We start from the raw sequence: 26683 nt of genomic DNA, 5'->3' as shown, positions 1-26683 counted from the left end.
GCATAAAACTCCCATCCCAAAGATCGCATTCGATGCGGAATCGGGTGCAATCGCCTGAAAACAGTGCTAAAGGCCCGCCCGTTACACGTCCAGTGCAGAGAGATTAGCCATGTCCGGTTTCAAGTCCGATTTCCTTCGCACGCTCTCCGAGCGCGGCTTCATTCATCAGGTCTCCGACGAGAGCGGCCTTGATGACCTGCTCGCCAAGGAAACCGTGACGGCCTATATCGGTTATGACCCGACGGCCTCGAGCCTTCATGTCGGCCACCTGATGCAGATCATGATGCTGCACTGGTTCCAGGAAACCGGCCACCGTCCGATTTCGCTCATGGGCGGCGGCACAGGCATGGTCGGCGATCCCTCCTTCAAGGAGGAAGCCCGTCAACTGATGACGATCGAGACGATCGAAAACAACATCGCCTCCATCAAGCGCGTCTTTGCAAACTACCTGAATTACGGCGAAGGCCCCAAGGGCGCGTTGATGATCAACAACGCCGAATGGCTGCGTTCGCTCAATTACCTCGAATTCCTGCGCGATGTCGGCAAGCATTTCTCGGTCAACCGCATGCTGTCCTTCGACAGCGTGAAGACGCGTCTCGACCGCGAACAGTCGCTGTCCTTCCTCGAATTCAACTACATGATCCTGCAGGCCTACGATTTCGTTGAGCTTTCCCAGCGCTACGGCTGCCGCCTGCAGATGGGCGGCTCTGACCAGTGGGGCAATATCGTCAACGGCATCGACCTCGGTCACCGCATGGGGACGCCGCAGCTTTATGCGCTGACAGCACCGCTTCTGACCACGTCGTCGGGCGCCAAGATGGGCAAGTCTGCTTCAGGCGCCGTCTGGCTAAACGCCGACCTGCTGCCGGTCTACGATTTCTGGCAGTACTGGCGGAATACCGAAGATGCCGACGTCATCAAGTTCATGAAGCTCTTCACCAAGCTTCCGATGGCTGAAATAGAACGCATGTCGAAGCTCGCTGGCTCGGAAATCAACGAGGTCAAGAAGATCCTCGCGACCGAAGTCACCACCATGCTCCACGGCCGCGCAGCGGCTGAAGAAGCCGCCGAAACCGCACGCAAGACCTTCGAGGAAGGCGCGCTTGCCGAAAACCTGCCTTCCGTCGATGTCGCCAAATCTGAACTCGACGCCGGCATCGGTCTGCTCGCGCTTCTGGTCAAGGCTGGCTTTGCCGCCTCCAACGGCGAGGCCCGTCGTCACGTCCAGGGCGGCGCAATCCGCATCAACGACAAGGCCGTTTCGGACGAGCGCATGACGATCGGTTCACGCGACGTCACCGCCGACGGCGTCATCAAGGTCTCGATGGGCAAGAAGAAGCACGTTCTGGTGCGCCCGGCCTGACGCGAGACCATCGAAAGCGACAACGGCTTTCACGTCCCGACTTTGGAAAACAGATAGACCGTTTCAGTGTTTCCATGAAACGCAGAAGCGGTCTAAGCCGGGTATCGTTAGCTGTTCATCAAGCCGCAGGATTCTCCTGGCTCATCGTTTGCAAACGCCCGTCGCCAACACTTTCGGCAGAAGGTATTGTGCGAAAAGCGTATGGCCAGCGGCTGAAAAGTGCTGACCATCGGGAAGGCGGTTGCCGCCGGCAATTTTGCCTGGATGGTCAAGCATGACCACTTTCACGCCCTTGGAAGCCGCGAGCGCTTTGATTTTTGCAATATTGGCTGAATTGTCGCCCTGCCCCTTGCGCTCGTCGTTACCGCCGGGCTGCAAGATGAGAACCTTCGTGTCGGACTGCAGAAGCGCGGCTTCCCGCGCAAGCATTCCACCCGTCGTATCGCCGGGAACACCGGCATTGACGACGGTCGCCTTACAATTTCGCGCGGCCAACATGGCCTGCAATTGCGCGGGAAAGGCTTGCCCTTTGTCCACTCCGTCATGATGCGAACCTTGGCCCCGCCCGTAAGTGTTGCTGGCACCAAGAGCCACGATCTCGGCGGCCTCGGCTGCCGCGCCTGCCAGAGAACCCGCGACTACACCTGCGAGCCCAATGCAACGAACTAACTTCATCCAACGCATGTGATCCTCCACATTTTGACACAAGACCTGTCCGCGACCCCGCCAACGCCCCGAAAGCGCTCCGCCAATCAATACGCGAGACGCGGCAGCCAAGACAACCGAGGAAATACTGCACCCTTACTAACAACTGTCAAGTTGCTTGTCTGGCAGCGCGTTCTTCACTGAAACTGGAAAATGCTCCGAAACACACCCGGCGCGATCAGAGACAGCGGATTGATTTGCAGGCCGGGCTGCTCCGCCGGGCCGGAGAGCCTGAATGTGATGCCGATCAGGCCGCGATCCTTGCCGTTACCGAGAAAGAGCCCGATGATCGGCAGTTCGGCAAACAGGCGGTTGAGACCATAGGCCGGCATGAACGTGCCGGTCATGTTCATCTGGCCATTCCCATCGCGCAGGATCCCCTGGAAGGTCGCGCCGACCTGCTCTCCGCGCACCACACCGTTTTCGATCCGCACCGTCTCGCCGTCAATGAGAACGCGGCCATAGCCACGCGAGAACTTCTGGCTGCTGACGTCGATATTCTTCTTCACAGCATCATTCAGGCTCTTGCCGTCCTTGCCGGAGCGAGTCGAGACGATTTCCTGAAGGCGCTGTTCGTTGACGAGCTGGAAGTCGCGCACATCAATCACCCCCCGCCACACGCCGTCCGCCACATAGCGCATGCCAACGTTCAAAAGCCCGCCGCGCATGTTGTTGTAGAGTCCGGTGAAGCGGGATAGCGCGCCGGCATCCGTGGCGGTCAGGTCGATGGAGCGCGCGATACCCGTGTCCTGCGCAAGCTTCGCCACCACGGCCTGATCATTGCCCGTCACCGCCGTCAGCTTGACCGCGACCGGCTTCCCATTCTTCACCGAATAGGCCGCATCCACATTCTTCAGCGTCTCGTTGTTGAAGCCGATGATGGAGGAGATCTTCGCATTGACTGAAAAATCGATACTACTGCCTTCGGTCGCGCCCGGCGACTTCAGTCGCGTGAGCAGGCCGCGCGCGTCGGCGGATTTGCCGGAAGCAGTGATGGCATAGCGTCCGCCCGTGCGTTGAATCTTGACAGCAATGTCGTCGCTGGGCGCCAGCCTCACCTTGGAGAACTCTGCCATGGCCACACCCTGATTGTCTGTCTGCAACGTTCCCTTCGCGCCGAAACCGTCCCCGGAGAAGTCGAAGTCCGAAATGAGGAAACGATCGCCATCCTTCTTGGTCACGAAGTCCACCGTCGCCGGGACGCCCGCACCTTTCTCCCAACCGGCCCAGGGTATCACGATCTTCGCCTTGGCAAGGCCCGCCGAGACGGCTTGCGAGCCATCGTCGCGCAACTCGGTCCTGAGTGTCAGAGGCCCGGTCGCCAGATCGGACACGCCCGGCACCAGCTTCTCAAGCTGCTTTGCCTCAAGATTGGCCGTCACCACGCGTTGACGTTTCTGCCGGCTTGCCTTGCTCAGCGGCTCCACGAGGCTGAAATGGAGAGGCACGCCTTCAACCTTCGCATCCGCTTCCATCTTGGCCGAGAGCGGATTGATCTTCATCTCGCCATTGATATTGCTGATCTTGTGGCCTCCAAGCGGCTTGCTCACCGCCACGTCGGACAGTTTGAGCAGCGCGAGCCATTCCGGCGGACGCGCGTTGGGAGCGTTCTTCAGCGCAAAGCGAGCCTTGAGGGCAACGTGAGCCTGTCCCGAAAAATCCTCGGGCTTGAAGCCGGTGTCCTGAAGCGACGAGATGGGCCGATAGGTTGTGAGTTCGAGAAGTGCCGATGCATCGCCGGCAAGCTTGAATTCGGTTCTGGCCACCGCAGGCTTCTCGCTCACGCTGTCGATGATGAAGCTGCCCTCGGCTACGTCAATGCTGCGCCCCGACGGAAAATAGGCCGTGCCCTTCTTGATCGCCGTCTGAATCCGGTCGCCCATCATTTCGAAATGGGCAACGGTATCGCGCATCGGCGGGATGTCGCCGGCGATGCTCACGCGCGCGCCATCGATATCGAAGCGGATCTTCAGCTCGCTTTCGTCAAGCGTGACATGATCTTCGGGATAGAAGGGAAGCCGTCCTGCCGGCAGGAAAACCGCAAGCGACCCGTTGGTGATCGTCCCGCCAAAGAGATTGGTGTAGACCCAGTTGCGCCCGTCGGGCGCCATCCAGAATGGCCAGAGTGCCCGGATCGTATTGGCGGCAACATTCTGCGTGAACAGCCCGAGGCTGATCTCAGGCGAGTCGCTGATCATGTTTCCGGTTTTGGGAATACCAAATTTCACGGTCACCGATCCACCGATGAAGCCGGACTGCGAGGAAATCACGATGTCCTGCGCAACAAGCTCCTTGGTGTCGGGATGAAAAATACCGAAAGCCTTGCCGACGAAATCGACTGGCTGATCGCCAAGATTGCCAGGGGCCGCATGGCCGCGGTCGATCATCAGGTCGATGGCGATACCCTGCTTTTCCGGTCGGTCCAGGCGGTCGATATCGATAAAGCCGCCGGTAAAGGGCAGCCGCGTCTCACCGAACTCGAACACCGAAGGCTCGACCTCGATCTTCTGCGCAGAAAAGTCGTAATGCGCGAGAAGCTCGCCCCTTGTGATCGGCGAGGCCTTTGCCTCTCCGTAAAACGTGCCGTTCTCAAGTCGCGCGGCAATTTTCAGCGCGGCAGGCTGGTCCGCGGTTTTCCGCTTTGCTTCCAGCTTGAGCCACAGATCGCCGGCAAGTCCGATCACCGGCTCGCCGGCGCGGCTATGCTCCATCAGCAAGGACCCGAGCGTGAAGCGCTCCAGATCGAAAGACAGGCCGTCGATGCCCTTGTCACCGCGCTGCGTCACCGCGTGCAGCGTGCCTTGTGATCCATCCACCGCATAGTCGCCTGAGATGGAAATATTGCCATCGTCGCCACGCTCCAGCAACACCTGACGGACGGCGACCTTGGAGCGACGCAATTGCTGCGCCCGGAGTTCGAAGTTGATCCCCGTCAGCTTCAGCCTGCGAATATCTGTCTTCCCGCTGGCGTTATCGAACGCATCCAGCGCGGTAAAAACTCGATCCAGAATATGGGGAAGGCTGTCGATCCGGAATGCCTCGGCTCCCCCATGCTGTTGCGGCAGGGCGTCGAAGTTGATGCCGGTTCCGTCGACAGAAACGGATGCCACGCTCAATCGGCCGCTGAGCAACGAGACGGTTTCGAGCGCAATCTTCACATGACCCGTGCGGAACGTCGCTCCCTGGGATTCGGCAGGACGAATGGACACATCCCTGGCGTCAATCACCAGCTGCCATTGAGAGTTGAAGCGCAACGTGGCGGACCCCACGTCGGCCGCATAATTCTCGGCGCCGGCGGCGCGTGCCAGAATAGAGACTGCCTCGCGTTTCAGGATGTCGTCGAAAAGGCCGCGCTCGACCGCGTAATAGACACCGCCAAGAATAAGCGCGACCAGCAGCGCCAGTTCCATGACGGCCACGAAGACGCGCCGGAACGCGCTCTTTCGCCGACGCACAGGCTTCGCGGCCGGCACGGCAGGCGCCGGAACCGGTTCATGTGGCGCAGTGTCGCCCTGATCTCCGGCGTTTCCGCCGTTGACGTCAGTCATCCGATCAGGGTCTCCTCCCGTATGAGTTTGTGGGCGATTCACGTCCAGATTATATAGCCCGAACCGTTAAGACTGTCTCCCGAAGGGAAAGGAAATCCAATGTCCGAACTGCAGCCCGGCGAACTTGCACCCGACTTCGAAATACCGGCGGACGGTGGAACGACGCTGTCGTTAAAGGACTATTCTGGCAAGAAAGTGGTGCTGTATTTCTATCCCAAGGATGATACACCCGCCTGCACGACCGAGGCGGTCGATTTCAGTGCGCTGAAGGCCGATTTCGAAAACGCCGGCGCGGTCGTCATCGGCGTGTCGCCGGACCCGGTCAAGAAGCACGGGAAGTTCGCCGCCAAGCATAACCTCTCCGTCGCACTCGGCTCGGACGAATCGACGGAAATGCTGCAGCGTTACGGCGTCTGGCAGGAAAAGAGCATGTACGGGAAGAAATACATGGGCGTCGCCCGCACCACCTATCTGATCGGCCCGGACGGCAATATCCTGAAGACATGGGCCGGCGTGAAGGTGAAGGGCCATGCCGAAGAGGTGCTTGCCGCCGTCAAGGCAGCCTCCTGACGTGACAGAGAAGCCGGCCATCCCGCATTTCAAGTCTCTCCGCGACGGCGCCGTTCAGGCAATCCGCGCAGCCGATCTCGACCTGAAGACAGCGCTCGCCTCGAAGGTCGCTGAAACGTGGTATGGCCGCACGCTCTCTCTCCGTCATCCAGGCGACGCTGTAGTACCCGATCGCCCCGGCCGGCCGGATCGCCCTCTGCTCGTGCCGCCAACGCAAGTGAAGCGCCGCAGCCTTGGCTCGGTGAAAGGGCGGATAGCGATGTTGCATGCGCTCGCCCATATCGAGCTGAACGCCGTCGATCTCGCCCTCGACATCGTCGCCCGATTCGCCTCCGAACCGGTTCCGCGCTCCTTCTTCGATGGCTGGATGCAGGTCGCCTTCGAGGAAGCCAAGCATTTCAACCTCGTGCGCGGACGCCTGAAGGCATTGGGTGCCGACTATGGCGACCTGCCCGCTCACGATGGCCTGTGGCAGGCGGCCCACGACACCCGCAACGACCTGACTGCACGGCTTGCCGTGGTGCCGCTGATTCTCGAGGCCCGTGGCCTCGACGTTACGCCCTCGCTGCAGGAAAAGATGCGCGAAACCGGTGACATGGAAAGCGCAGAAGTGCTTGATATCATTTACAATGACGAGAAAGGCCATGTGGCGATCGGCGCCAAGTGGTTCCGTTTTCTCTGCGCCCGCGAGAAGAAGGATCCGGCCGCCACCTTCCAGTCGCTCGTGCGCATCAACTTCCGCGGACCGTTGAAGGCGCCCTTTAACGATGTGGCTCGCGCGGAAGCCGGTTTGACGCCCTCCTTCTACCGCGCACTCACCTCGACAAGCTCGGCCTGACAGAGGCTTGCAGGAGCTTTTCGCGGCTGTCGGGAACCACCTGGAACGATTTATTAACCTTAACGGTGTGTAATTCCTCCATGAAAACGTGTGGTTTTTTGGTTTGGGGGTAGCCTCTTGGGCAGTGAAGCCGGAAAAAGCGTCTTTGCCAAACGTCGTAAAGCACCAGTGCTGATCCTGGCATCGGGCGACAAGGTTCGGCATCTGACGGTCAAGCCGTGGATGACGGCGCTCGGCGTTGCGGTGGCCGCAACATTGACGATGGGATATTTCGGCGCGACGACCTATCTCGTCCTGCGCGACGACCTGCTGGGTGCATCGATCGCCCGACAGGCCCGTATCCAGCACGAATATGAAGACCGTATCTCGGCGCTCAGAGCGCAGGTAGACCGGGTCACTTCGCGCCAGCTTCTTGACCAGCAGGTGGTCGAGAAGAAGGTCGAGAAGCTGATGGAGCGCCAGTCGGCGCTCACCGACCGCCACGGCAAGATCGACGAACTGATCGAGCGTGCCGAAAGCGTAGGTGCAGCGCAGCCCGAAGTCCCGGTCCCCGCCACCAAGCCGACGACAGATGACCGCCGCGCCAGTGCCGGCTCTCCCTTCGACGCCATTCTCGGCACAGACCAGAAAACCGCAGCGATCGATCCGATCACGACGCGTGCCCTCGGCTTCGCGCCGGCGGCCGCCGAATCGCCCGCCAACCGCGCCGACCGCATCTTCAGCAATGTCTCTCTGTCGCTCAAATCCATAGAGCAGCAGCAGATCGCCAAGATCGAAAACCTGCGCCTTGGTGCCTCCGAAAAGGCAGACGCGATTGCAACGATCCTCCGCCGCACCGGCATCCAGCCCAAGGACGAAGACAGCACGGCAGACACCGGCGGCCCCTATATTCCAGTCAATAATCCGACGGGTGACAAATTCGACCTGAAGCTCACCCAGCTCGACCTGGCACTGCAGCGTCTTGAAGAAATCCGCACACAGGCCATGCGTTATCCCTTCGGCAACCCGATCCCCGGCGCCATGGAAACCAGCGGCTTCGGCTATCGCAAGGACCCCTTCCTTGGCACGCTGGCACTGCATCCCGGCATCGACTTCCGAGGCAGCATCGGCGATCCTGCACGCGCTTCCGGCGCCGGCACCGTGGTCACCGCAGGCCAGGCTTCCGGCTATGGCAACATGATCGAGATTGACCACGGCAACGGAATCACCACGCGTTACGGCCACCTCTCTGAAATCCTCGTACGCGTCGGACAGCATGTAGACACCGGCGATACGATCGGCCGCGTCGGCAACACGGGTCGCTCCACCGGCCCTCACCTGCATTACGAAGTCCGCCGCAACGGCGTCGCCATCGACCCCTCGGGCTTCCTCAATGCCGGCCTGAAGATCACGTCGCTGCTCTGAAACAGATGACTGCCGCCTTTGACAGGCGGCATTTTTGCGTCCAGCATGCAAGTCCGACTGCAACCGGAGACTTCCAGATGACATTCTCGACGCTTGTCGCTTTCGCGCTGACCTTTTTTGTCTTCGCCGCGAGTCCGGGTCCGGACAATTTCACGATCTTTACCCGCACCATGTCCGGCGGTCTCAAGGCCGGTGTCGCCTATGGTCTCGGCACAGTCACCGGCATTCTCGTCTTTTTGACACTCGGCCTCGCCGGGCTCAGCTATGCCGCAGAGACCTTGGCGCCCTACATGGTGTTCATCCGCATGGCGGGCGCCGTCTATCTGATCTGGATGGGCATCTCGCTCTGGTTCTCGACGCCCTCAGACTCCCCCGCAGCCGATAACGTCAGCCTATCGCGCGGCTCGCTGCTGAAAACCTATGTGACAGGCGTGGCATTGAATATCGGCAACCCGAAAATGCCGCTCTTCTATCTCGCTATCCTGCCCAATGTCGCCATTTCGGGCGTCACCTTTGGCAGCTATGCCGAATTGGTCTTCGTCATTCTCGCAGTGGAGGTTCTGGTCATCGGTAGCTATGCCGGGCTCGCGCTGAAAGCGCGCGCACTTGCCGCCAGTACAACCGTCATTCGCCGCATGAACCGGGCTGCCGGTGCCATCATGGCCGCAACGGGTGTGGCAATCTTGTCAAACAGATGAAATTTCATCGAGATTAACCTTGGAAGGCCCGGAAAACTTGACTTTCCAAGGCAAGAGGACTAATCCGCAGTCGCAACATCGCATGCACACGCTGTCGATTAACCAGTCGTTCCTCTGAACGCGAATGGATTATACCCCTCATTGACCACCTTTTCTGATCTCGGCCTGAGCGCCAAAGTCATTTCCGCTGTAACCGATGCAGGTTACACAATCCCGACGCCGATCCAGGCGGGTGCTATCCCCAAGGCCTTGGAACGACGCGATATTCTGGGAATTGCACAGACCGGCACCGGCAAGACGGCGAGCTTCGTGCTGCCCATGCTGACGCTTCTGGAAAAGGGCCGCGCACGAGCGCGCATGCCGCGCACGCTGATCCTCGAACCGACGCGCGAACTTGCAGCCCAGGTCGCCGAGAACTTCGAAAAGTACGGCAAGAATCACAAGCTGAACGTGGCGCTGCTGATCGGTGGCGTTTCGTTTGACGACCAGGAAAAGAAGCTGGAACGCGGCGCCGACGTGCTGATCGCGACGCCCGGCCGTCTGCTCGACCATTTCGAGCGCGGCAAGCTTTTGATGAGCGCCGTAGAAATCCTTGTCATCGACGAAGCCGACCGCATGCTCGACATGGGCTTCATCCCTGATATCGAGCGTATCGCCAAGCTCATCCCCTTCACGCGCCAGACGCTGTTCTTCTCGGCCACAATGCCGAAGGAGATCCAGGTTCTCGCCGACCAGTTCCTTCAGAACCCCGAGCGTATCGAAGTCTCGACGCGCTCCTCGACGGCCTTGACCGTCACGCAGCGCCTCGTTGCCGTGCAGTCCAAGGATTACGAGAAGCGCGCGGCACTGCGCGATCTCATCAAGGCACAGGAAGAATTGAAGAACGCCATCATCTTCTGCAATCGCAAGAAGGATGTCGCCGACCTCTTCCGTTCGCTCGAGCGCCACGGCTTCTCGGTCGGCGCGCTGCACGGCGACATGGACCAGCGCTCGCGCATGGCCATGCTGCAAGGTTTCAAGGACAACCAGATCACGCTTCTGGTTGCCTCCGACGTCGCGGCCCGCGGCCTCGACATTCCTGACGTAAGCCACGTCTTCAACTTCGACGTCCCGATCCATGCGGAAGACTATGTCCACCGCATCGGCCGCACCGGTCGTGCCGGCCGTTCGGGCGCCGCCTTCACCCTCGTTGCCAATCGCGACCGCAAGGCGCTCGATGCGATCGAAAAGCTGATCGACAAGAAGATCGAGTGGCTGAATGGCGATCTCTCGGCGCTGCCGCCGAGCGTGGCCGGCGAAGAGGATGAACGTCGCGGCGGTCGCGATCGCAATGATCGCAGCCGTGGCGGCAAGGGCCGCAGGGACCGCTCCGAAAGCCGGTCGGAAGGCCGTCCTGACCGGAGCGAGAACCGCGCCGAGACGAGAAAACCGGAACGCGACGCTGAGGTCGTGGCCGAGAAGCGCCAGGAAACAATCGAGGAAGCACCTGTGGCAAGACCCGCACGCAATGAAGCCGAAAAGAGCAATCGTCAGCCGCGCGACTATCGCGTCAACCCGGCCAACGACGATCATCGCGAGCGGCGTCAGCGCAACCACCGCCGCAACGACGACGACGGTCCGACGCCGGTCGGCTTCGGCGACGACATTCCGGCATTCATGCTGATTGTTGCCAACAGCAAGTAATATGGGTCTTCCGGGAACAGACTTTCCGGGACTGGGTGTCGGCCTCATCATCAGACGGGGCCGTTCCATTTTGCTCTACCGGCGCACCCGCTTTCCCGAGGCCGGTTCATGGAACATCGTGGGCGGCAAGGTCGACCACATGGAAGCCTGTATCGATGCGGTGCGCCGCGAGGCGGAGGAGGAAAGCGGCCTGACGATCGGCGAGATCCGCTTCCTCTGCGTGTCGGAAAACCGCTTCCCCGAAGACGGTCACCACTGGGTGTCACTGATCTACGTGACGGACGACTTCACCGGCGAACCGCGCGTCATGGAGCCCGAAAAGCTCCCCGAATTCGGCTGGTTCGATATCGATGCTTTGCCGGATAAGGTTTCGAAGTTCACGATACATGCGGCTGCGCATTTGTGAACGAACGTCTCGAGGCCTCTGCTGACATTTGCAAGTTGGCGGATCACAGGACTATCTGTTAGAATGAGCGCCATGAGCACGAAAGAAAAAATGCATCTTGATGTGATGCCGAGTGCCACGCCGAGCCCGGCGGAGATCGCCGCATGGGACGCGCTCTCGCGCGACGAGCAATTGCAGCGGCTGCGTGCAAGTTTTGAGGATCCAGACTGCTCGCGTGTAGGCACCATGACGATGGCAGAGATTTTGGAAAGCGCGCTCGCCAAAAGCAAACATGAGTGAACGCTACAAGATCTCCCGGAAAGCGCAAATCCAGATATCTGGAATTGTCTCATATACCGCGGAGATGTTTGGTCCCTATCAAGCCAAGGCTTATCATTCCGGCCTCGCCCGCACATTCGAACTTCTCAGCGATTTCCCTCTGATGGGTCCAATGGCTCAAGATTTGTTCCCGGGCCTTCGCCAGTTCACATTTCAGGCTCACATCATCTTTTATACAACTTCGGAAGCCGGTGTTTTCATAAGACAGGTCTTGAACCATCGGGTGAATTTGCGGCCGGAACTGTTTCGCTAGGTGAGGCGAAGACCAAATCAACTGCGCTCATGAACTAGCAGCATGTTGAATTGGACGGATAAATTCAGCCGCAATAGCCTCTCTCATCCATTTGAGGAGAACGCACTTGTCCGCCGAAGTCACCATCCGTCCCATCACCCGAGAAGATCACGACATCTGGATGCCGCTCTGGAAGGGCTATCAGCGCTTCTACAAGACCGATATTCCCGACGAGACCAGCGCCATCACCTGGCGCCGCTTCCTCGATCCGGATGAACCGATGTTTGCCGCCCTCGCCTTCATCGACGGGCGCGCAGTCGGCATCGTGCATTACATCTTCCACCGCTCGTGCTGGACGCCCGGTGACTATGTCTATCTGCAGGATCTCTATGTCGGCGAAGCCTCACGCGGCGGCGGCATCGGCCGCAAGCTCATCGAATTCGTCTACGAAGACGCCATAGCCAAGGGAGCCTCGCGCGTCCACTGGCTGACGCATGAAACGAATACGGACGCGATGAAGCTGTATGACCGCATCGCATCGAAATCCGGCTTCATCCAGTATCGGCAGATGTTCGCCTGACCGATTAAGCTGCTTCAGCTTCCGCTGCCTGGGCCTTTTCGCCGCGCACTGCGAGCTGAAGAACCTTGGGCTTCGGAACGATCTCCGATGCCGGCGTCCAGTGGATGAGTTCCATCGTCCCGTCGAAATGCTCGACCACCGCCGTGCAGCTTTCCACCCAGTCGCCCGTGTTGATGTAGCGGATACCCTCGATATCCTCCATCACCGCGTGGTGAATGTGGCCGCAGACGACGCCATCCACCTTGTGGCGACGGGCTTCTTCGGCGACAAAGTGCTGGAATTCGCCGATAAAGTTGACGGCATGCTTGACCTGCAGCTTCGCCCAGGCCGAGAACGACCAGTAAGGCAGGCCGAGGCGGCGGCGCACGGCGGCCAGACCGCGATTGACGAGGATGGCCGCGTCATAGGCCCAGTCGCCGAGATAGGCGAGCAGGCGGTAGTTGCGCACGACGATGTCGAATTCGTCGCCATGGATGACGAGATATTTCTTGCCGTCGGCGGCTTCGTGAATCCAGTTCAGCGCCACTTCGATGCCGCCGAAATGCATACCCGGAAAATCGCGCAGGAATTCGTCGTGATTGCCCGGCACATAGATGATGCGGGCGCCCTTGCGCGCCTTGCGCAGGAGCTTCTGCACGACGTCGTTGCAGCTCTGCGGCCAGTGCCAGCTGCGCTTCAGCCGCCAGCCGTCGATGATGTCACCGACCAGAATATAGGTTTCCGCCTCGTGATAGCGCATGAAGTCGATGAGAAAGTCCGCCTTGGCCGCCTTCGAGCCCAGATGGACGTCGGAAATGAAGATGGTGCGGAATGTCCTTGCTTCGGGTTCGACGCTCATCGTCTCAGCCTTTCATCGCTGCGCGTGTCATAGTTCTCAAAACCAGACTCGTGTTTCAGGATGATGACAGAGCGGGCCGCGCCCGCCGGGTGTCATAAAATTGCGACAGTTGCCACAAAGGACTCCCGCCGACGAACAATTGGTGTATGGAAGATTCCGACACCAAAAAGACCACCGGAGGCTGGCAGAGCATGGATTCGCTTGATGACAACAAGGCGCAGGGCGCGCCGCAAACGGCAGACCTCGACGCGCAGGCGCTGTTTTATCATCGCTATCCCCGCCCCGGTAAAATGGAAATCACGGCGACCAAGCCGCTTGGCAACCAGCGCGACCTTGCGCTCGCCTATTCGCCGGGCGTCGCTGCTCCCTGCCTCGCCATCAAGGACGATCCGGCCACGGCCGCCTTCTATACGGCGCGCTCCAACCTCGTCGCCGTGGTCTCGAACGGCACAGCCGTTCTGGGTCTCGGCAATATCGGCGCGCTGGCCTCCAAGCCCGTGATGGAAGGCAAGGCCGTCCTCTTCAAGAAATTCGCCGGCATCGACGTCTTCGACATCGAAATCAACGCGCCCGCCGTGGAAGACATGGTCAAGGTTGTCTCCGCGCTCGAACCCACCTTCGGCGGCATCAACCTCGAGGATATCAAGGCGCCGGAATGTTTCGAGGTCGAGCGTCAGCTGCGCGAGATCATGGACATCCCGGTCTTCCACGACGACCAGCACGGCACCGCCATCATCGTCGCCGCTGCCGTCCTTAATGGTCTGGAACTCGCCGGCAAGGACATCGCCACCGTCAAGATCGTCGCCTCCGGCGCCGGTGCCGCAGCGCTCGCCTGTCTCAACCTGCTGGTCGCGCTCGGCGCACGACGCGAGAACATCTGGGTCCACGACCTCGAAGGTCTCGTCTACAAGGGCCGCGAAGTCCTGATGGACGAGTGGAAGTCGGTCTACGCTCAAGACAGCGACAAGCGCACGCTGGCCGATTCCATCGGCGGTGCCGACATCTTCCTCGGCCTGTCCGCCGCCGGCGTCCTGAAGCCCGAACTGCTGGCACAGATGGCCGAAAAGCCGCTGATCATGGCGCTCGCCAACCCGAACCCGGAAATCATGCCGAACCTCGCCCGCGAGGCGCGCCCGGATGCCATGATCTGCACCGGCCGCTCGGACTTCCCCAACCAGGTCAACAACGTCCTCTGCTTCCCCTATATCTTCCGCGGCGCGCTCGATTGCGGCGCCCGGACGATCAACGAGGAAATGAAGCTGGCGGCTGTGCGCGCCATCGCGTCGCTTGCCCGCGAGGAGCCCTCGGATGTCGCCGCCCGCGCCTATTCCGGCGAGACTCCGGTCTTCGGGCCCGAATATCTCATCCCCTCGCCCTTCGACCAGCGTCTCATCCTGCGCATTGCCCCCTGCGTCGCCAAGGCTGCCGCCGAGACCGGCGTCGCAACGCGCCCGATCCAGGATTTCGACGCCTATATGGACGAGCTGAACCGCTTCGTCTTCCGCTCGGGCTTCATCATGAAGCCGCTCTTCACCGCCGCGAAGACGGCAGCCAAGAAGCGCGTCATCTTCGCAGAAGGTGAAGACGAACGCGTGCTGCGCGCCGCCCAGGTCCTGCTGGAAGAAGGCATTGCCAAGCCGATCCTCATCGGCCGTCCCTCGATCCTGCAGACGCGCCTCGAACGCTTCGGCCTGAAGATCCGACCTGATGTCGATTTCGAGGTCGTGAACCCCGAATCCGACCGCCGCTATCGCGACTATGTCGATGAGTATTTCGCCCATGTCGGCCGCAGCGGCGTCACCCCGGAAGCCGCCCGCACGATCGTGCGTACGAATTCGACCGTCATCTCCGCGCTCGCCGTCAAGCGGGGCGATGCGGATGCGCTGATCTGTGGGCTCGAAGGCCGCTATGACCGGCATCTCCGCGACGTCAAACAGATCATCGGCAAGAAGCCGGGCGTCATCGACTTCTCAGGCCTCAGCCTCCTGATCTCGCAGCGCGGCGCGACCTTCTTCACCGACACATACGTGACCTACAATCCAAGCGCCGAAGAGATTGCAGAAATGACGATCATGGCGGCGCGCGAAATCCGCCGCTTCGGCATCAAGCCGCGTGCAGCTCTCGTCTCGCATTCGAATTTCGGTTCGCGCGATTCCGAATCCGCCCGCAAGATGCGCCGCGCCACCCAGCTCGTGCGCGAACAGGCACCCGATCTGGAGGCCGACGGCGAAATGCATGGCGATTCCGCGATCTCGGAAATCCTGCGCAAGCGTGTCATGCCCGATACGACGCTCTCGGGCGAAGCAAACCTCATTGTCTTCCCGACGCTGGACGCCGCCAACATCACGCTCGGCATCGTCAAGACCATGACCGACAGCCTGCATGTAGGCCCGATCCTGCTGGGCGCAGCCATGCCCGCCCACATCCTCACACCGTCCGTCACCTCGCGCGGCGTGGTCAACATGGCGACGCTCGCCGTCGTCGAGGCATCGCATCCGGAAGGCGGTCTCTGAGAGCTGAGAACAGCGCGCAGTTGCCAAGGGCCCGGCCTTTGTTTATCCCGTAGATTTTTAGGGATAGATCATGCCGGGCCTGTCAGGCTACCTTACGCTCCTGGACACGCTTGCGGTGACACCGGTATCGGACCCGCAACCCTTTCTGACGGCGCTTCTGGAAGCCTACGATCTCACGCATATTCTCTACGCCGATCTCGAGCGGCAGGGTGAGATGCTTCGTCCACTCAAGCTCATTCATGATGCAAATCCCCAACTGGAACGCCTGATCGGGACGAAGGGGACGGCTGCACTCGAACCTGTTTTTACGGGCCTTGCGACCATTCTCGGCCCATCGGAAATCGACCGGCGGCACCTCTTCGAAACCGTACCCGGCAGCCGTGACGGCTTCGCTGCCGCCGGTCTCGACCAAAGAATGCTTGTCTTTCCGCTTGCGCCGTCACGGCCGGGTCTGGCCTTTTTCGCCTGCACAATCAATGAGAAGCTGTCGAACGAAAGGGCGACGACCGTCTTGTTGCGCGATCTTGCCGCGCTCGCCGGTCTCTTCCACGCAAAGCAACTGGCAACATCCGGCATTGCGCCCCCGCCTTCGCCGACAAACCACTCGAAGCCCCACCTGACGAACCGGGAACGGGAGGTGTTGCAATGGGTCGCGGACGGAAAAACCTACTGGGAGATCGCACGCATTCTCGACATTTCGGAGCGCACGGTGCGGCACTTCATGGCGCGGTCTCGGGAAAAACTGGAGGCGGTTTCCAACAAGCAGGCCGTCGCCAAAGCGGTGGTCGGCGGGCTGATCGCCGTCCGGCAGGTTCGATCTTCAGCACCATCTTAATTGCGCCGCCCGAAACACATACAACCAAAGTTTCAATATTTAAAGTTGTCTATACAGACAATATGCACGCCTTGAGGGTTGTGATGAATTTCTCCGGTCGATGACCTTCCGGAGAACTCCCTTGATCGAAATTTTTTCAGGCCTCGAGCGCCATTTCCGACCCCAGGCACTCGCGCCGATGTTCCAGTTGCGCAAGCGGGTCTTTCACGACCTGCTAGGATGGGACGTTACGGTGCGTGGCGACGTGGAAATTGACCAATATGACGACGTCAATCCGATTTATGTCCTGTCCTACACGCCGGGCACCCGCCACCTGCGCGGCGCACTCCGGCTCCTGCCGACGCTGGGGCCGAACATGCTCGACGACACCTTTCCATCGCTCCTTGGCGGGCGGGCCGCCATCCGGCGGACTGATATCTGGGAATCGAGCCGCTTCTGCATCGATCCCGAGATTTCGCAGGACCGCGCTTCCAATCAGGTGACGGTGGCAGCCGCCGAACTCATGTGTGCGGTGGGGGAACTCGGCCTTGCCTCCGGCATCCGCCAGATCGTCACCGTTACGGATGTCTTCCTGGAGCGCATGTTCCGCCGCATGGGCTGCCCCGGCACACGCATCGGCGAACCGCAGAAGATCGGCAGCGTGCACGCCGTCGCCGTCAGCTGGGATGTGGACGACCGGCTGCTTGCCGACATGAAGGCAATCGCCGGAATTTCGGGCGCGCTCTTGGCCACGCCGCCCGAAATGCGCATAGCAGCGGCGGCCTGAAACAAAGAGCGGCTCCCGGCATTGTTAAGCACAAAAGCACGTGGCGATTGCGACCTCGGGCCGATTGGCCCACAATATGGGTTCTCATCACATGCATTGTCTGACCCACGGGAGCCGCCAACTTGGTTTGGTCCACAAGACTTAGTCAACGAATTTGCGCGGGCGCGATGACCCTCCTGGCGGGTCTTGCCGTGGCCGGACATGCCGGCGCGACCTCCATATGCGGTTCGATCCGCATGGAGCTGAACACGGATGTGGAAACGATCGGCAACACGCGGGAAACCCGCGTCTACCAGCAGGCCATCTCGCGCCAGCAAAACGAGATAGACCGTGTGCAGCGCGACCTCCGGCGCTTCGGATGCACCTCGGGCAGCTTTCTGGTCTTCGGCGGCCAGAATGCCCAGACCTGCGACATGCTGAGCGGGACGCTGGACCGCATGTATGACAACCTCGCGGAACTTCAGAACCACGATATCCCCATTGTCACCCGGTCGATGAGCCCGGCTCGCCGCGCGAAACTCCTGGACGCACTGGAGCGCAATGGCTGCAACGACGTGCCCGATACGCCGCATGCATCCCGTGACACGTCCCCACCAGAGCCGGCAAGCTACGATCCGCAGCGGCGTCAGGAGCAACGTCCGCCGGGCATCCGCAATCTCGGTGGCGGCGACCGCGGAGGCAATCTGCAGACGGTGTGCGTGCGCACCTGCGACGGTGGCTTCTTTCCAGTCTCCACCAACACCAGCCCCGCAAGTTTCGAGCGCGACGCACAGGTCTGCTCGATGATGTGTCCGGGCGTGGAAACGGAACTCTTCTATCACGGCCTCGGCACCCAGGAGATGTCGGAGATGGTCTCGGCCAGCGGCGGCATGCCCTACCGGGAAGAGCCCTATGCCTTCCAGTTCCGCAGTTCTGCCCGCAAGCCGGACAAGTCCTGCAGCTGCAATTTCTCCGCCTATTACCGCGAGATGATGAAACGGGAAGCCGCAAAGGCGAGCGGCGCGGAGATCGCCCCGCAGGGAAATTCCCTGGCTGAACCTGTTCCAAAGCCCGAAGAGCCGTATTCCTCGATCCTGAAACTCGATACGAAGAGGCCCGACGCCGAAACCCCGCCCAAACCGGCGCCAAAGCCCGCGGCTAAGACAGAAGCCGCGCCCGAGCCGGGACCGGCCCTGCCCTACGATCCCTCGAAGGCAAACGTCCGCAAGGTCGGCCCGCAATTCTTGCCCGGCAAGGATACGACAATGGACCTCCGGCACCCGAAGGATGCGACGGCAAACTGACCTGCTCAGGCTGACGACGCATCGATGCGGCCCCGGAGCTTTGCATGCAGGCTCGGAATGGAGAGTGCCAGCATAAGAAGCAGGGCTGCGGCAGCCGACAGCCAAGTCAGCCTGTCTCCAAACAGAAGTCCACCAAGAACTGCCGCAAACACGAGAGAAATATAGTTTGCGAATGCAACAGTCGTGGCGCCGAAATCCCGGATAATCTTCAGATAGATCAGCAGGGCCACGCCCTCGCCCAGCGAAATCGACATGACCGCGGGTATGTTGCGACCGACCTCCGCCAGCTCCCCGAGAGAACCCGACACCGCAAATCCGAGCAGTGCCGCTACCGATAGGACCAAAGCCTGCGCCTGCCCCACATGGATCGCATCCGCCGACTTGGGCCAGCGCGACGCCACGAACACGGTGTTGGCCGCATAAAACACGGGCACGCCAAAAGCAGGCAGGAGGAAGACCCAATCGAAATGCGGCACCGATCCGGAAAAACCCGTGTCGAAGGCCACGAGAAGCGCGACACAGAAACCGAGTCCGATGGTCAGCAGCTTAATCGCCGTCACGCGCTCCGTACCGGTGGCCGCCGCAAGCGCAAGGGTGATCACCGGCATGGTGGAAATGATGACGACAAACACGAAAACCGGCAGTCTGGGCGCAACGACGCCTTCCAGGATAAAGGGCATCACGAACCCCAGAATGCCGTCGATGATGTAAAATGTGATGGTCGCTCGATCGAGTGGCGGCCATGAGGCGCGGATAAGCGCGATCGTCGAGAAGACAATGGCCATCCCAATGATTGAAGCGGAAACTGTTACTTGCGTCGAAATTCCGGCGAGGCTTGCCTCCTTGATCGCGACGATCCGGAAGCTCCATAGAAAGCCCAGCAGAATGAGAAGGCCGACCTTCAGGCCGGATCGCGATGAAGCGGGCGGCTCGCCGCTGTGATCGCAGGGTTGCGGCGTGTCTAAACCTGACTTTTCTGCTGGCGTCATGCCTGTCTCCCGGAGTTGACAGCCTGCTTCTACAACCTCAACATTGGTTGAGATCAAGGAGAATCTCATGCCGAAGACACGATTGAGCATCGGCGAAGTAGCAAGGCGCAGCGGATTGCCGATTTCGACGCTGCATTTCTACGAGCGGAAGGGATTGATCGCGGCCGAGCGCACGGCCGGGAAACAAAGGATCTATCCCCGCGCCGTCCTGCGGCGAATTGCTGTCATCAAGGTGGCTCAGAGCGTAGGCATTCCGCTTTCGGAGATCGCTGCTGCCCTTGCGATCCTTCCGTCCGGCGAAATGCCGTCTACACAGGACTGGGCGCGTCTGGCGGAACGGTGGCATGACAGCCTCAGCAGACGCATCGCGCTTCTGACGGCGCTCCGGGACAAGATGTCCTTGTGCATCGGCTGCGGATGTCTCAGCGTGGAGAGGTGTCCCTTGCTGAACAAGGACGACCACCTTGCAGAATCGGGCTCCGGTGCCCTTCTTCTGAAGCCATAAGCCTAATGAAATGGGAAATCACCTGCCCCCTTCGCCCTGCCAGCCCTCCTCGAACACCAGCTCCTCAAGCGGCAGCCGTTGCCGCCAGCCCTTGAGGGCCAGTTCCGGCTCCGTATAGAGCCTGTCGACAAAGCCGACGCAAAGCCAGGCGATGATCTGGACATGCGTCGGAATCCCAAGGCAGGCCTTGACCTCGTCTTCATGGAAGATGCTGACCCAACCGACGCCCACGCCCTCCGCGCGGGCCGCGAGCCAGAGATTCTGCACCGCACAGACGGTGGAATAGGCATCCATTCTGAGATTATGCGTGCGCCCCAGGATCACCCTGCCGCCCCGCGTCGGATCGCAGGTGACGCAGATAGACAGCGGCGCCTGTTCAATACCTTCGAGCTTCAGCCGCAGATAGGCCGCCTGCCGCTCGTCCTCGAACATCGCCGCAGCTTCCGCATTGGCGCGGGCAAAGGCCTGCGCGACACGCGCCCTGGTCTCGGGCTTCCGCACAAGAATGAAATTCCAGGGCTGCATGAAGCCGACGGAAGGCGCGCTATGGGCCGCGTTCAAAAGGCGTTGGACAAGGTCATCCGGCAAGGGTGTCGGCAGAAACTGGCTGCGGACATCGCGGCGCGTCTGGATAGCGCGGTAAACGGCCGCCCGCTCATCGGATGAAAAGGCTCCCGCCTCGGCGAGCGCATCGCACTCTGCCGCAAGATCAAGCTTCGCCATCGCAAATCCCCGCAATGCGAAACCCGCCCGCCGTCCGCGCAGGCTGAGGCTATCTCGCCAGGCCGGTCTTCTGGCTTGAGGATCAACCGCCAGAGTCGCTTGGGCCTTCCCGGATCACTCCAGTGGCCTGTAGCCCGCCCAAAAAGAGCGATGGCTCCAACATGCGACCAGCGTCCCCTCTCACAGCGTTGGGCACGCGCCGGATTTTGACCGGCTTCCCGATTCTCCCGCTTGCGCGGGCACCTGACACGGAAGGAGATTGCATAGGGAGAGTGGGAAGGCAAGGGAGGACGCCCTCCTCTCCCTTTGTGGAAGAGGATAGCATGCCCCAATAAGCCGAAGGCGATTGGCCCGGCAGGCCGAAGGCGATTGGCCCGGCAGGCTTGGTGAGGTGTGATTGCGTCAGATGCTTGGGGGCCCAATCGGGACCCCTCACCTGGAAAATCTGGCACTTAGCTAAAGCTAAGGTGCTGATTTTCCGTCCTCTCCCACACGGGGAGAGGCGCGACTCAAAACAGCCCCACCTTGCGGCACTCGCGCTCGGCCTCATACCGGCTGACCCCGATATCCGCGAGCTGCTCGTCGGTCAGTTCCGAAAGCGCAATGCGCGAGCGATTGAGAACGAAGGCCCAGCGGAGTGCGGCAAGGACTTTCGCAACGCGGGTACCAAATGTCACGGTCGTGACCGGGGCCCGTTCGAGCGATACACCGTCCATCATTGTCTCCATCGTTTCCATCATTGTCACCCTTCTTGCGGACCTTTCTTGCCTACCGCTGAAACCTAGCTATAATGCCTTATCAATTGACTCGCAGATTGCTGCAATACGGATAATTGTCACCATGACAAATTGGCTACCATCACTGCAGGAAGGTTCGGGACCGCTCTATGTGCGGCTGGCCGATCAGATCGAGGCCGACATCGCCGCCGGCATTCTGCCGCCCGGCGCAAAGCTTCCGCCCCAGCGCGACTTGGCCTATGACATCAAGGTGACAATCGGTACAATTGGCCGGGCCTATGCCCTGGTGCGCGAACGTGGCCTTGTCTCGGGCGAGGTTGGGCGCGGCACGTATGTCCTGCAGCAACAGGAGGAGCCGGCCAATGACGGACGCGACCGCATCGTCAGCGCCTTCTCAGGCACCCGCCTGCCCGTCCCGCCTGCGGGCAAGCTGCGGTTTGATACGACCGCAGCGCCCGATGTGGGACAATCAGGCCCGATCGAGACATTCCTGACGCGCACCGTGCGCGACTATCGCGACGAGATTTCGAGCTACACCCGCATCATACCGGAACGCTGGAAGGAAGCGGGGCGCAAGTGGCTTTCCAACGCCTCTTGGCAGCCCACGGTCGACTGCATTGTTCCCGTTCTTGGCGCGCATGCCGGTATCATGTCGGTCATCCACGCGATTTCGCAGCCGGGCGACTATATCGCCTTCGAGGAACTGACTTATGCCCAGGTGTCGCGCGCAGCAGCCATGACCGGCCGGCGCATTGTCACCGTAGCCTCCGATGCGGTCGGCATTCTGCCGGACGATCTGGAGCGCGTTTGTGCCCAGAAGCATCCCAAGGCCATCTTCCTCATGCCGTCTGCCCAGAACCCGACCGCCGTCACGCTGTCGGTCGAGCGGCGCAAGGCGATTGCGGAGATCGCGCGGACCCATAATGTCTGGCTGATAGAGGACAATCTCTATGGCGCCATGGCCGAGGACGGCCTGCCCTTCCTCGCCGAACTCGCGCCCGACAAGACCTTCCATATCGGCGGGCTTTCGAAGTCCGTGGCCGCCGGCGTGCGCGGCGGCTGGGTCGCCTGCCCGCCGCATTTCGCCGCACGCGTCAACATCACCCACAAGCTCTCGACCGGCGGCATTCCCTTCCTGCTTTTCGAACTCTGCGCGTCACTCGTCTTGTCCGGCACCGCAAGCACGATCCGCCGGCAGGTTCTGGCCGAATGCCGGGCGCGCGAGGAAATGGTGGAGGCGATCTTCGGCGATCTTGACATCAGCCACCAGCGCGGCGCGCCCTTCTTCTGGCTGCGGCTGCCCGAGCCCTGGCACGCCGGCACCTACAAGCAGGCTGCCTTTGACCGTGGCATCCTCATCGACGACGAGGACGAATTCAAGCCGGCGCGCTCCGACAAGGTTCACCACGCCGTGCGTATCAGCTATTCCTCGCCCCAGGACCGGAAAGATGTTGAAAACGGGCTGAAAACGCTGAAAGCGCTCATCGACGCCGGCCAGACCGGGTATGACACGGATGCCTGACGGACGCGTCGGGCATCGGCAACGCATGACCCGGAACGCATCTTGAACATCACCATCCTGCATAATCCCCGCTGCTCAACCTCCCGTGCCGTGCTGGAGATGATCCGTGAAGCGGGTCACGATCCCGCGATCGTTGAATATCTGAAGCACCCGCCGGAGCGCGCCGAGCTTGTCCGCATGCTTGTGGCGCTCGAGATGAATCCGCGGCAGATCATGCGCCGCAAGGAGCCGCTCTACAAAGAACTGGGCCTCGACGATCCGTCGCTGACGGACAACGATCTTCTGGACGCAATGCTGTCCAACCCGATCCTCATCGAGCGCCCCATCGTGATCTCCGAAAAAGGCATCCGCCTGGGCCGTCCGAAGGAGCAGGTGGCAGAAATTCTATAATCTGATATTTCGATTATAGAATATTCAGATAATAAGACTAGATAGGATTTCGTTCTCGGTAATGTCTTGATATCCAAGGCCTGCAGCCTCGAAGGCTTCAGTGAGACGTCCGAAATTCTCAGGCTTGGCCGTCTCTATCCCGATCAGGATCGAGCCGAAATTGCGGGCGGATTTCTTTAGATATTCGAAACGAGCGATGTCATCCTCTGGACCGAGCAGGTTCAGGAAATCCTTCAACGCGCCGGGACGCTGGGCAAGCCGCAGAATGAAATACTTCTTGAGACCGGAGTGGCGCATGGCGCGCTCTTTCACATCCGGCAGCCGCTCGAAATCGAAATTGCCACCCGATACGATGGCGACGACGCGCTTACCCTTCAATCGCTCCGCCGGCATCTGCGCGAGCGCGGCTATCGACAGCGCCCCGGCAGGCTCCAGCACCACGCCCTCGATATTCAGCATTTCGATCATCGAGACGCAGATGGCGTTTTCGGGAATAGTCATGACTTGATCGGGCGAGAAGGTCGAAAGCGCCGCGAAATTCAGATCGCCAATCCGGGCGACCGCCGCTCCGTCGACAAAATTGTCGACCTTGGAGAGCGTCACAGGCCCGCCCGCCTCCAGCGCCCGCTTCAGACTCGGCGCGCCCTCCGGCTCGCAGAAGGTAAAGCCCTCCCTCACTACGGTTCCCGCCAGATATCCGGTGACGCCGGAGGACAATCCACCACCGCCGACGGGGATAATGACCAGATCCGGCACGCTGCCATCTGGCAGTTGTGCGAGAATTTCTGCCGCGACAGTCGCCTGTCCCTCGATGATATCGGGATGATCGAAGGGCGGCACCATCATCGCGCCGGTTGCTTCGGCATGGTCGCGGGCGGCCTTGTAGCACTGGTCGAAGAAGTCGCCGAATAGCTTGATCTCGATGAAGCCGGCGCCGAAGATGCGCGTCTTCTCGATCTTCTGCTGCGGCGTCGTCACCGGCATGAAGACGGTGCCGCGCACGCCGAAATGGCGGCAGACATAGGCAAAACCCTGCGCGTGGTTGCCGGCGGAAGCACAGACGAAGGTCTGCCCTGTCCCGCCCTTACCGATCGCCTTTCGAAGAAAGTTGAACGCGCCCCGGATCTTGTAGGAGCGCACCGGCGACAGGTCCTCGCGCTTCAGCCAGATCTCGGCGCCATACCTTGCACTCAAGTGATCATTGAGCTGCAGCGGCGTTTCGGGAAACAGCCCCCGCATCGCGGCAAGCGCGTCATCGATAGTCTGCCTGTTCAAAATCGGCCCTCGTCTGCCTGCCGCCCTTGGCCTGAGAGACAAGGGGAAATTCGACTGGTGCGGGCGACGGGGGTCGAACCCGTACAGCCAAGGCCGAGGGATTTTAAGTCCCTTGCGTCTACCAGTTTCGCCACGCCCGCGCGACCTTTCGCGTATCCGAGCATGCGGTTCCGATCAAGCCCGTTTCCACATCTGAGCGTACACCCGCAACGAAAAACGCGCGACCCTTCGGCCGCGCGCTCTTCAAATTCATGACGTTGAAACTCAAGCGGTCTGCTTGGCCGCGATCTTGGCGACATGGGCGCCCTGGAAGCGAGCGGCTTCGAGTTCGATTTCCGAAGGCTGGCGCGAGCCGTCGCCGTCGGTGATCGTGGAAGCGCCGTAGGGGGACGAACCCTTGACGGCTTCAACACCCATCTGGCCCTGGAAGGCATAAGGCAGGCCGACATACATCATGCCGTGGTGCAGGAAGGTCGGGATAAAGCCCATGATGGTGGTTTCCTGGCCGCCATGCTGCGTGGCGGTCGAGGTGAACATCGAGCCGACCTTGCCGACGAGCTTGCCGTTGAACCAAAGGCCGCCCGTCTGGTCCCAGAAATTGCGCATCTGCGAGGCAACGGTGCCGTAACGCGTACCAGCGCCGACGATGATGGCGTCGTATTCGGCCAGTTCGTCAACGGTTGCGATCGGAGCAGCCTGGTCCAACTTGTAGTAGGATGCCTTGGCAACTTCCTCGGACACCAGTTCCGGAACGCGCTTCACCGTGACTTCGGCGCCGGCAGACTTTGCGCCTTCGGCGACGGCATAAGCCATGGTTTCGATATGGCCATAGGCAGAATAGTAGAGAACGAGAACTTTTGCCATTGTGGGGTCCTTTCGTGGAACAACCGGTCAAGACGAATGACGGGACAATAGCCCGTTGCGTTGTTCATTAATACTGGCCCGATTGAAACGCAGTGTTCACAAGAACGCGGAAAAATTTCACCCATCGTTCATATATTGCGCTGCAAAATTCCCTTGCATATCGCCGGTCGGGACATCATTTTCGGGCTTCACCCGCACGCCCGGAGAGAGACCTTGACCCAGCATAAGATTGTCACCGCCGCCATTCTCGCCATCGGCGACGAACTCCTCTCCGGCCGCACCAAGGACAAGAATATCGGCTATCTTGCCGAAAACCTGACGATCTACGGCATTGATCTCAAGGAAGTGCGCATCGTCGCCGATGATCAGGACGCGATCGTCGCGGCCGTCAATGCGCTCAGGATGAAATACGATCTCGTCTTCACCTCCGGCGGCATCGGGCCGACTCATGATGATATTACGGCAGATGCCATATCGGCGGCCTTTGGCCTGCCCTGCGTACACGACGCGGAGGCCATGCGGCTGCTGGGCGCAATGTACGAGCGTCGCGGGATCGAGTTCAACGAGGCCCGCCAGCGTATGGCGCGCATGCCGCAAGGCGCGCGGCACATCGAAAACGCGGTGTCCACCGCGCCGGGTTTCATTGTCGGGAATGTCCATGTCATGGCCGGCGTTCCGTCGGTCTTTCAGGCCATGGTCGGATGGCTGCTTCCACAATTGCCGACAGGCGTCCCCGTGATGAGCCGCACCGTCGTGTCTCCCTTCGGCGAAGGCGAAATTGGCAAGCCGCTCACCGAGGTCCAGAAGAACCATGCCGACACCTCGATCGGCTCCTACCCCAAATTCGACGGAAACGGCTTCTACACCGAGATTGTCGTGAGAGCCCGCGATGAGGCCGTGCTCCAGGCGGCCGTTGCGGATGTTGAAGCCATGCTCGATGCCATTCGCCAGACACGCGACTCGGCCAGAGCCTGACGAACGGCCACCTGCTCCGCTCCCCACTTGACCAAGGTCAAAGCGCGCCTCACCCCGAAGCGCGAAGGTGTACCCATGGAACCGGCAAGGCGTCTCGCGCGCTTATAGAAAACACCTATCGCC

Annotated in this window: 26 protein-coding genes, 1 tRNA gene and 1 riboswitch; of the genes, 18 read left to right on the top strand and 9 right to left on the bottom strand. The window is 60.7% G+C overall.

Features of this window, described 5'->3' with window-relative positions; translation table 11 throughout:
• Positions 1-109: 109 nt before the first annotated feature.
• Positions 110-1363 carry a tyrosine--tRNA ligase gene (gene tyrS / locus ABID16_RS04150; RefSeq protein WP_354555081.1) on the top strand — a complete coding sequence of 418 codons (1254 nt, stop codon included), beginning with the start codon at positions 110-112 and terminating at the stop codon, positions 1361-1363.
• Positions 1364-1504: 141 nt separating this feature from the next.
• Here tyrS and ABID16_RS04145 read toward each other — a convergent pair whose 3' ends face one another.
• Both ABID16_RS04145 and ABID16_RS04140 read right to left on the bottom strand, forming a co-directional pair.
• Positions 1505-2047: a GDSL-type esterase/lipase family protein gene (locus ABID16_RS04145; protein ID WP_354555080.1), complete on the bottom strand. Its 543-nt coding sequence runs from the start codon at positions 2045-2047 to the stop codon at positions 1505-1507.
• A gap of 158 nt (positions 2048-2205) precedes the next feature.
• A complete protein-coding gene (locus ABID16_RS04140; RefSeq protein ID WP_354555079.1) occupies positions 2206-5616 on the bottom strand; it encodes a YhdP family protein in 3411 nt (1136 codons plus the stop codon).
• A gap of 99 nt (positions 5617-5715) precedes the next feature.
• Here ABID16_RS04140 and ABID16_RS04135 point away from each other — a divergent pair, with 99 nt between their 5' ends.
• The 9 genes from ABID16_RS04135 to ABID16_RS04095 all read left to right on the top strand — a co-directional run bounded on the left by ABID16_RS04135 (position 5716) and on the right by ABID16_RS04095 (position 12345).
• Positions 5716-6186 carry a peroxiredoxin gene (locus ABID16_RS04135; protein WP_354555078.1) on the top strand — a complete coding sequence of 157 codons (471 nt, stop codon included), beginning with the start codon at positions 5716-5718 and terminating at the stop codon, positions 6184-6186.
• Position 6187: 1 nt separating this feature from the next.
• Positions 6188-7024, top strand: coding sequence for a ferritin-like domain-containing protein (locus ABID16_RS04130; RefSeq protein ID WP_354555077.1), 837 nt, complete (start codon positions 6188-6190; stop codon positions 7022-7024).
• 117 nt (positions 7025-7141) lie between these two features.
• Entirely contained in the window at positions 7142-8428 is a 1287-nt protein-coding gene (locus ABID16_RS04125; RefSeq protein ID WP_354555076.1) for a peptidoglycan DD-metalloendopeptidase family protein, read from the top strand.
• 77 nt (positions 8429-8505) lie between these two features.
• Positions 8506-9126 carry a LysE family translocator gene (locus ABID16_RS04120; protein ID WP_354555075.1) on the top strand — a complete coding sequence of 207 codons (621 nt, stop codon included), beginning with the start codon at positions 8506-8508 and terminating at the stop codon, positions 9124-9126.
• A gap of 141 nt (positions 9127-9267) precedes the next feature.
• The gene (locus ABID16_RS04115; protein WP_354555074.1) at positions 9268-10809 is read left to right on the top strand and encodes a DEAD/DEAH box helicase; all 1542 of its coding nucleotides are present in this window, start codon (positions 9268-9270) and stop codon (positions 10807-10809) included.
• Between the two features lies 1 nt (position 10810).
• Complete coding sequence (locus ABID16_RS04110; RefSeq protein WP_354555073.1) at positions 10811-11215, top strand: NUDIX domain-containing protein; 405 nt, start codon at positions 10811-10813, stop codon at positions 11213-11215.
• A 72-nt stretch (positions 11216-11287) separates the two neighbouring features.
• Positions 11288-11494, top strand: a complete 207-nt coding sequence (locus tag ABID16_RS04105) for a hypothetical protein (RefSeq protein ID WP_354555072.1) — start codon at positions 11288-11290, stop codon at positions 11492-11494.
• A complete protein-coding gene (locus ABID16_RS04100; RefSeq protein WP_354555071.1) occupies positions 11487-11786 on the top strand; it encodes a type II toxin-antitoxin system RelE/ParE family toxin in 300 nt (99 codons plus the stop codon). Before ABID16_RS04105 ends, ABID16_RS04100 begins: the two co-directional genes overlap by 8 nt.
• Positions 11787-11892: 106 nt before the next feature.
• The gene (locus ABID16_RS04095) at positions 11893-12345 is read left to right on the top strand and encodes a GNAT family N-acetyltransferase (RefSeq protein ID WP_354555070.1); all 453 of its coding nucleotides are present in this window, start codon (positions 11893-11895) and stop codon (positions 12343-12345) included.
• Positions 12346-12349: 4 nt separating this feature from the next.
• Here ABID16_RS04095 and ABID16_RS04090 read toward each other — a convergent pair whose 3' ends face one another.
• Positions 12350-13183: a UDP-2,3-diacylglucosamine diphosphatase gene (locus ABID16_RS04090; RefSeq protein ID WP_354555069.1), complete on the bottom strand. Its 834-nt coding sequence runs from the start codon at positions 13181-13183 to the stop codon at positions 12350-12352.
• Positions 13184-13374: 191 nt separating this feature from the next.
• Between ABID16_RS04090 and ABID16_RS04085 the strand changes: the two genes are divergently transcribed.
• The 4 genes from ABID16_RS04085 (at position 13375) to ABID16_RS04070 (ending at position 18580) form a co-directional block, all read left to right on the top strand.
• On the top strand, positions 13375-15696 hold the full coding sequence (locus tag ABID16_RS04085; protein WP_354555068.1) for an NADP-dependent malic enzyme: 2322 nt from the start codon (positions 13375-13377) through the stop codon (positions 15694-15696).
• Between the two features lie 70 nt (positions 15697-15766).
• On the top strand, positions 15767-16531 hold the full coding sequence (locus ABID16_RS04080; RefSeq protein ID WP_354555067.1) for a helix-turn-helix transcriptional regulator: 765 nt from the start codon (positions 15767-15769) through the stop codon (positions 16529-16531).
• A gap of 121 nt (positions 16532-16652) precedes the next feature.
• The gene (locus tag ABID16_RS04075) at positions 16653-17297 is read left to right on the top strand and encodes an acyl-homoserine-lactone synthase (protein WP_435532355.1); all 645 of its coding nucleotides are present in this window, start codon (positions 16653-16655) and stop codon (positions 17295-17297) included.
• Positions 17298-17464: 167 nt separating this feature from the next.
• Complete coding sequence (locus tag ABID16_RS04070; RefSeq protein ID WP_354555066.1) at positions 17465-18580, top strand: DUF2865 domain-containing protein; 1116 nt, start codon at positions 17465-17467, stop codon at positions 18578-18580.
• A gap of 5 nt (positions 18581-18585) precedes the next feature.
• Here the strand turns inward: ABID16_RS04070 and ABID16_RS04065 are convergent, their stop codons facing one another.
• Positions 18586-19659 (bottom strand): DMT family transporter, encoded by a 1074-nt coding sequence (locus ABID16_RS04065; RefSeq protein WP_354555065.1) that lies wholly within the window; start codon positions 19657-19659, stop codon positions 18586-18588.
• Between ABID16_RS04065 and soxR the strand changes: the two genes are divergently transcribed.
• A complete protein-coding gene (gene soxR / locus ABID16_RS04060) occupies positions 19637-20074 on the top strand; it encodes a redox-sensitive transcriptional activator SoxR (RefSeq protein ID WP_354555064.1) in 438 nt (145 codons plus the stop codon). The two genes, ABID16_RS04065 and soxR, sit on opposite strands and share 23 nt — an antisense overlap.
• An 18-nt stretch (positions 20075-20092) precedes the next feature.
• Here soxR and bluB read toward each other — a convergent pair whose 3' ends face one another.
• Both bluB and ABID16_RS04050 read right to left on the bottom strand, forming a co-directional pair.
• Complete coding sequence (bluB, locus tag ABID16_RS04055; protein WP_354555063.1) at positions 20093-20797, bottom strand: 5,6-dimethylbenzimidazole synthase; 705 nt, start codon at positions 20795-20797, stop codon at positions 20093-20095.
• A gap of 43 nt (positions 20798-20840) precedes the next feature.
• A riboswitch (cobalamin riboswitch) is annotated at positions 20841-21059 on the bottom strand.
• 247 nt (positions 21060-21306) lie between these two features.
• The gene (locus ABID16_RS04050) at positions 21307-21537 is read right to left on the bottom strand and encodes a DUF1127 domain-containing protein (protein ID WP_354555062.1); all 231 of its coding nucleotides are present in this window, start codon (positions 21535-21537) and stop codon (positions 21307-21309) included.
• Positions 21538-21637: 100 nt separating this feature from the next.
• On the opposite strand from ABID16_RS04050, the gene ABID16_RS04045 reads away from it, so the two are divergent.
• Positions 21638-23056 (top strand): aminotransferase-like domain-containing protein, encoded by a 1419-nt coding sequence (locus ABID16_RS04045; protein ID WP_354555061.1) that lies wholly within the window; start codon positions 21638-21640, stop codon positions 23054-23056.
• 42 nt (positions 23057-23098) lie between these two features.
• Positions 23099-23446: an arsenate reductase (glutaredoxin) gene (arsC, locus tag ABID16_RS04040; RefSeq protein WP_354555060.1), complete on the top strand. Its 348-nt coding sequence runs from the start codon at positions 23099-23101 to the stop codon at positions 23444-23446.
• Between the two features lie 24 nt (positions 23447-23470).
• Here arsC and ilvA read toward each other — a convergent pair whose 3' ends face one another.
• The 3 genes from ilvA to wrbA all read right to left on the bottom strand — a co-directional run bounded on the left by ilvA (position 23471) and on the right by wrbA (position 25585).
• Entirely contained in the window at positions 23471-24721 is a 1251-nt protein-coding gene (gene ilvA, locus ABID16_RS04035; RefSeq protein WP_354555059.1) for a threonine ammonia-lyase, read from the bottom strand.
• A 55-nt stretch (positions 24722-24776) separates the two neighbouring features.
• Positions 24777-24861, bottom strand: a tRNA-Leu gene (locus ABID16_RS04030).
• Between the two features lie 124 nt (positions 24862-24985).
• Complete coding sequence (wrbA, locus tag ABID16_RS04025; RefSeq protein ID WP_354555058.1) at positions 24986-25585, bottom strand: NAD(P)H:quinone oxidoreductase type IV; 600 nt, start codon at positions 25583-25585, stop codon at positions 24986-24988.
• Between the two features lie 213 nt (positions 25586-25798).
• On the opposite strand from wrbA, the gene ABID16_RS04020 reads away from it, so the two are divergent.
• Positions 25799-26560, top strand: coding sequence for a competence/damage-inducible protein A (locus tag ABID16_RS04020; protein ID WP_354555057.1), 762 nt, complete (start codon positions 25799-25801; stop codon positions 26558-26560).
• Positions 26561-26683: the final 123 nt, after the last annotated feature.

It is taken from the genome of Limnomicrobium aquaticum (genome assembly GCF_040545545.1).
GTDB classification, from domain to species: Bacteria; Pseudomonadota; Alphaproteobacteria; order Rhizobiales; family Rhizobiaceae; genus Ensifer_A; species Ensifer_A aquaticum.
This window is presented reverse-complemented; position numbering and strand designations above follow the sequence as displayed.

What these genes read in the sequence shown, in the direction of transcription:
- tyrS (WP_354555081.1), top strand. Translation starts at nt 110, where the DNA reads ATGTCCGGTTTCAAGTCCGATTTCCTTCGCACGCTCTCCGAGCGCGGC.
- ABID16_RS04145 (WP_354555080.1), bottom strand. Translation starts at nt 2,047, where the DNA reads ATGCGTTGGATGAAGTTAGTTCGTTGCATTGGGCTCGCAGGTGTAGTC.
- ABID16_RS04140 (WP_354555079.1), bottom strand. Translation starts at nt 5,616, where the DNA reads ATGACTGACGTCAACGGCGGAAACGCCGGAGATCAGGGCGACACTGCG.
- ABID16_RS04135 (WP_354555078.1), top strand. Translation starts at nt 5,716, where the DNA reads ATGTCCGAACTGCAGCCCGGCGAACTTGCACCCGACTTCGAAATACCG.
- ABID16_RS04120 (WP_354555075.1), top strand. Translation starts at nt 8,506, where the DNA reads ATGACATTCTCGACGCTTGTCGCTTTCGCGCTGACCTTTTTTGTCTTC.
- ABID16_RS04110 (WP_354555073.1), top strand. Translation starts at nt 10,811, where the DNA reads ATGGGTCTTCCGGGAACAGACTTTCCGGGACTGGGTGTCGGCCTCATC.
- ABID16_RS04105 (WP_354555072.1), top strand. Translation starts at nt 11,288, where the DNA reads ATGAGCACGAAAGAAAAAATGCATCTTGATGTGATGCCGAGTGCCACG.
- ABID16_RS04100 (WP_354555071.1), top strand. Translation starts at nt 11,487, where the DNA reads ATGAGTGAACGCTACAAGATCTCCCGGAAAGCGCAAATCCAGATATCT.
- ABID16_RS04090 (WP_354555069.1), bottom strand. Translation starts at nt 13,183, where the DNA reads ATGAGCGTCGAACCCGAAGCAAGGACATTCCGCACCATCTTCATTTCC.
- ABID16_RS04085 (WP_354555068.1), top strand. Translation starts at nt 13,375, where the DNA reads ATGGATTCGCTTGATGACAACAAGGCGCAGGGCGCGCCGCAAACGGCA.
- ABID16_RS04080 (WP_354555067.1), top strand. Translation starts at nt 15,767, where the DNA reads ATGCCGGGCCTGTCAGGCTACCTTACGCTCCTGGACACGCTTGCGGTG.
- ABID16_RS04070 (WP_354555066.1), top strand. Translation starts at nt 17,465, where the DNA reads ATGACCCTCCTGGCGGGTCTTGCCGTGGCCGGACATGCCGGCGCGACC.
- soxR (WP_354555064.1), top strand. Translation starts at nt 19,637, where the DNA reads ATGCCGAAGACACGATTGAGCATCGGCGAAGTAGCAAGGCGCAGCGGA.
- ABID16_RS04065 (WP_354555065.1), bottom strand. Translation starts at nt 19,659, where the DNA reads ATGCTCAATCGTGTCTTCGGCATGAGATTCTCCTTGATCTCAACCAAT.
- bluB (WP_354555063.1), bottom strand. Translation starts at nt 20,797, where the DNA reads ATGGCGAAGCTTGATCTTGCGGCAGAGTGCGATGCGCTCGCCGAGGCG.
- ABID16_RS04050 (WP_354555062.1), bottom strand. Translation starts at nt 21,537, where the DNA reads ATGATGGAAACGATGGAGACAATGATGGACGGTGTATCGCTCGAACGG.
- ABID16_RS04045 (WP_354555061.1), top strand. Translation starts at nt 21,638, where the DNA reads ATGACAAATTGGCTACCATCACTGCAGGAAGGTTCGGGACCGCTCTAT.
- wrbA (WP_354555058.1), bottom strand. Translation starts at nt 25,585, where the DNA reads ATGGCAAAAGTTCTCGTTCTCTACTATTCTGCCTATGGCCATATCGAA.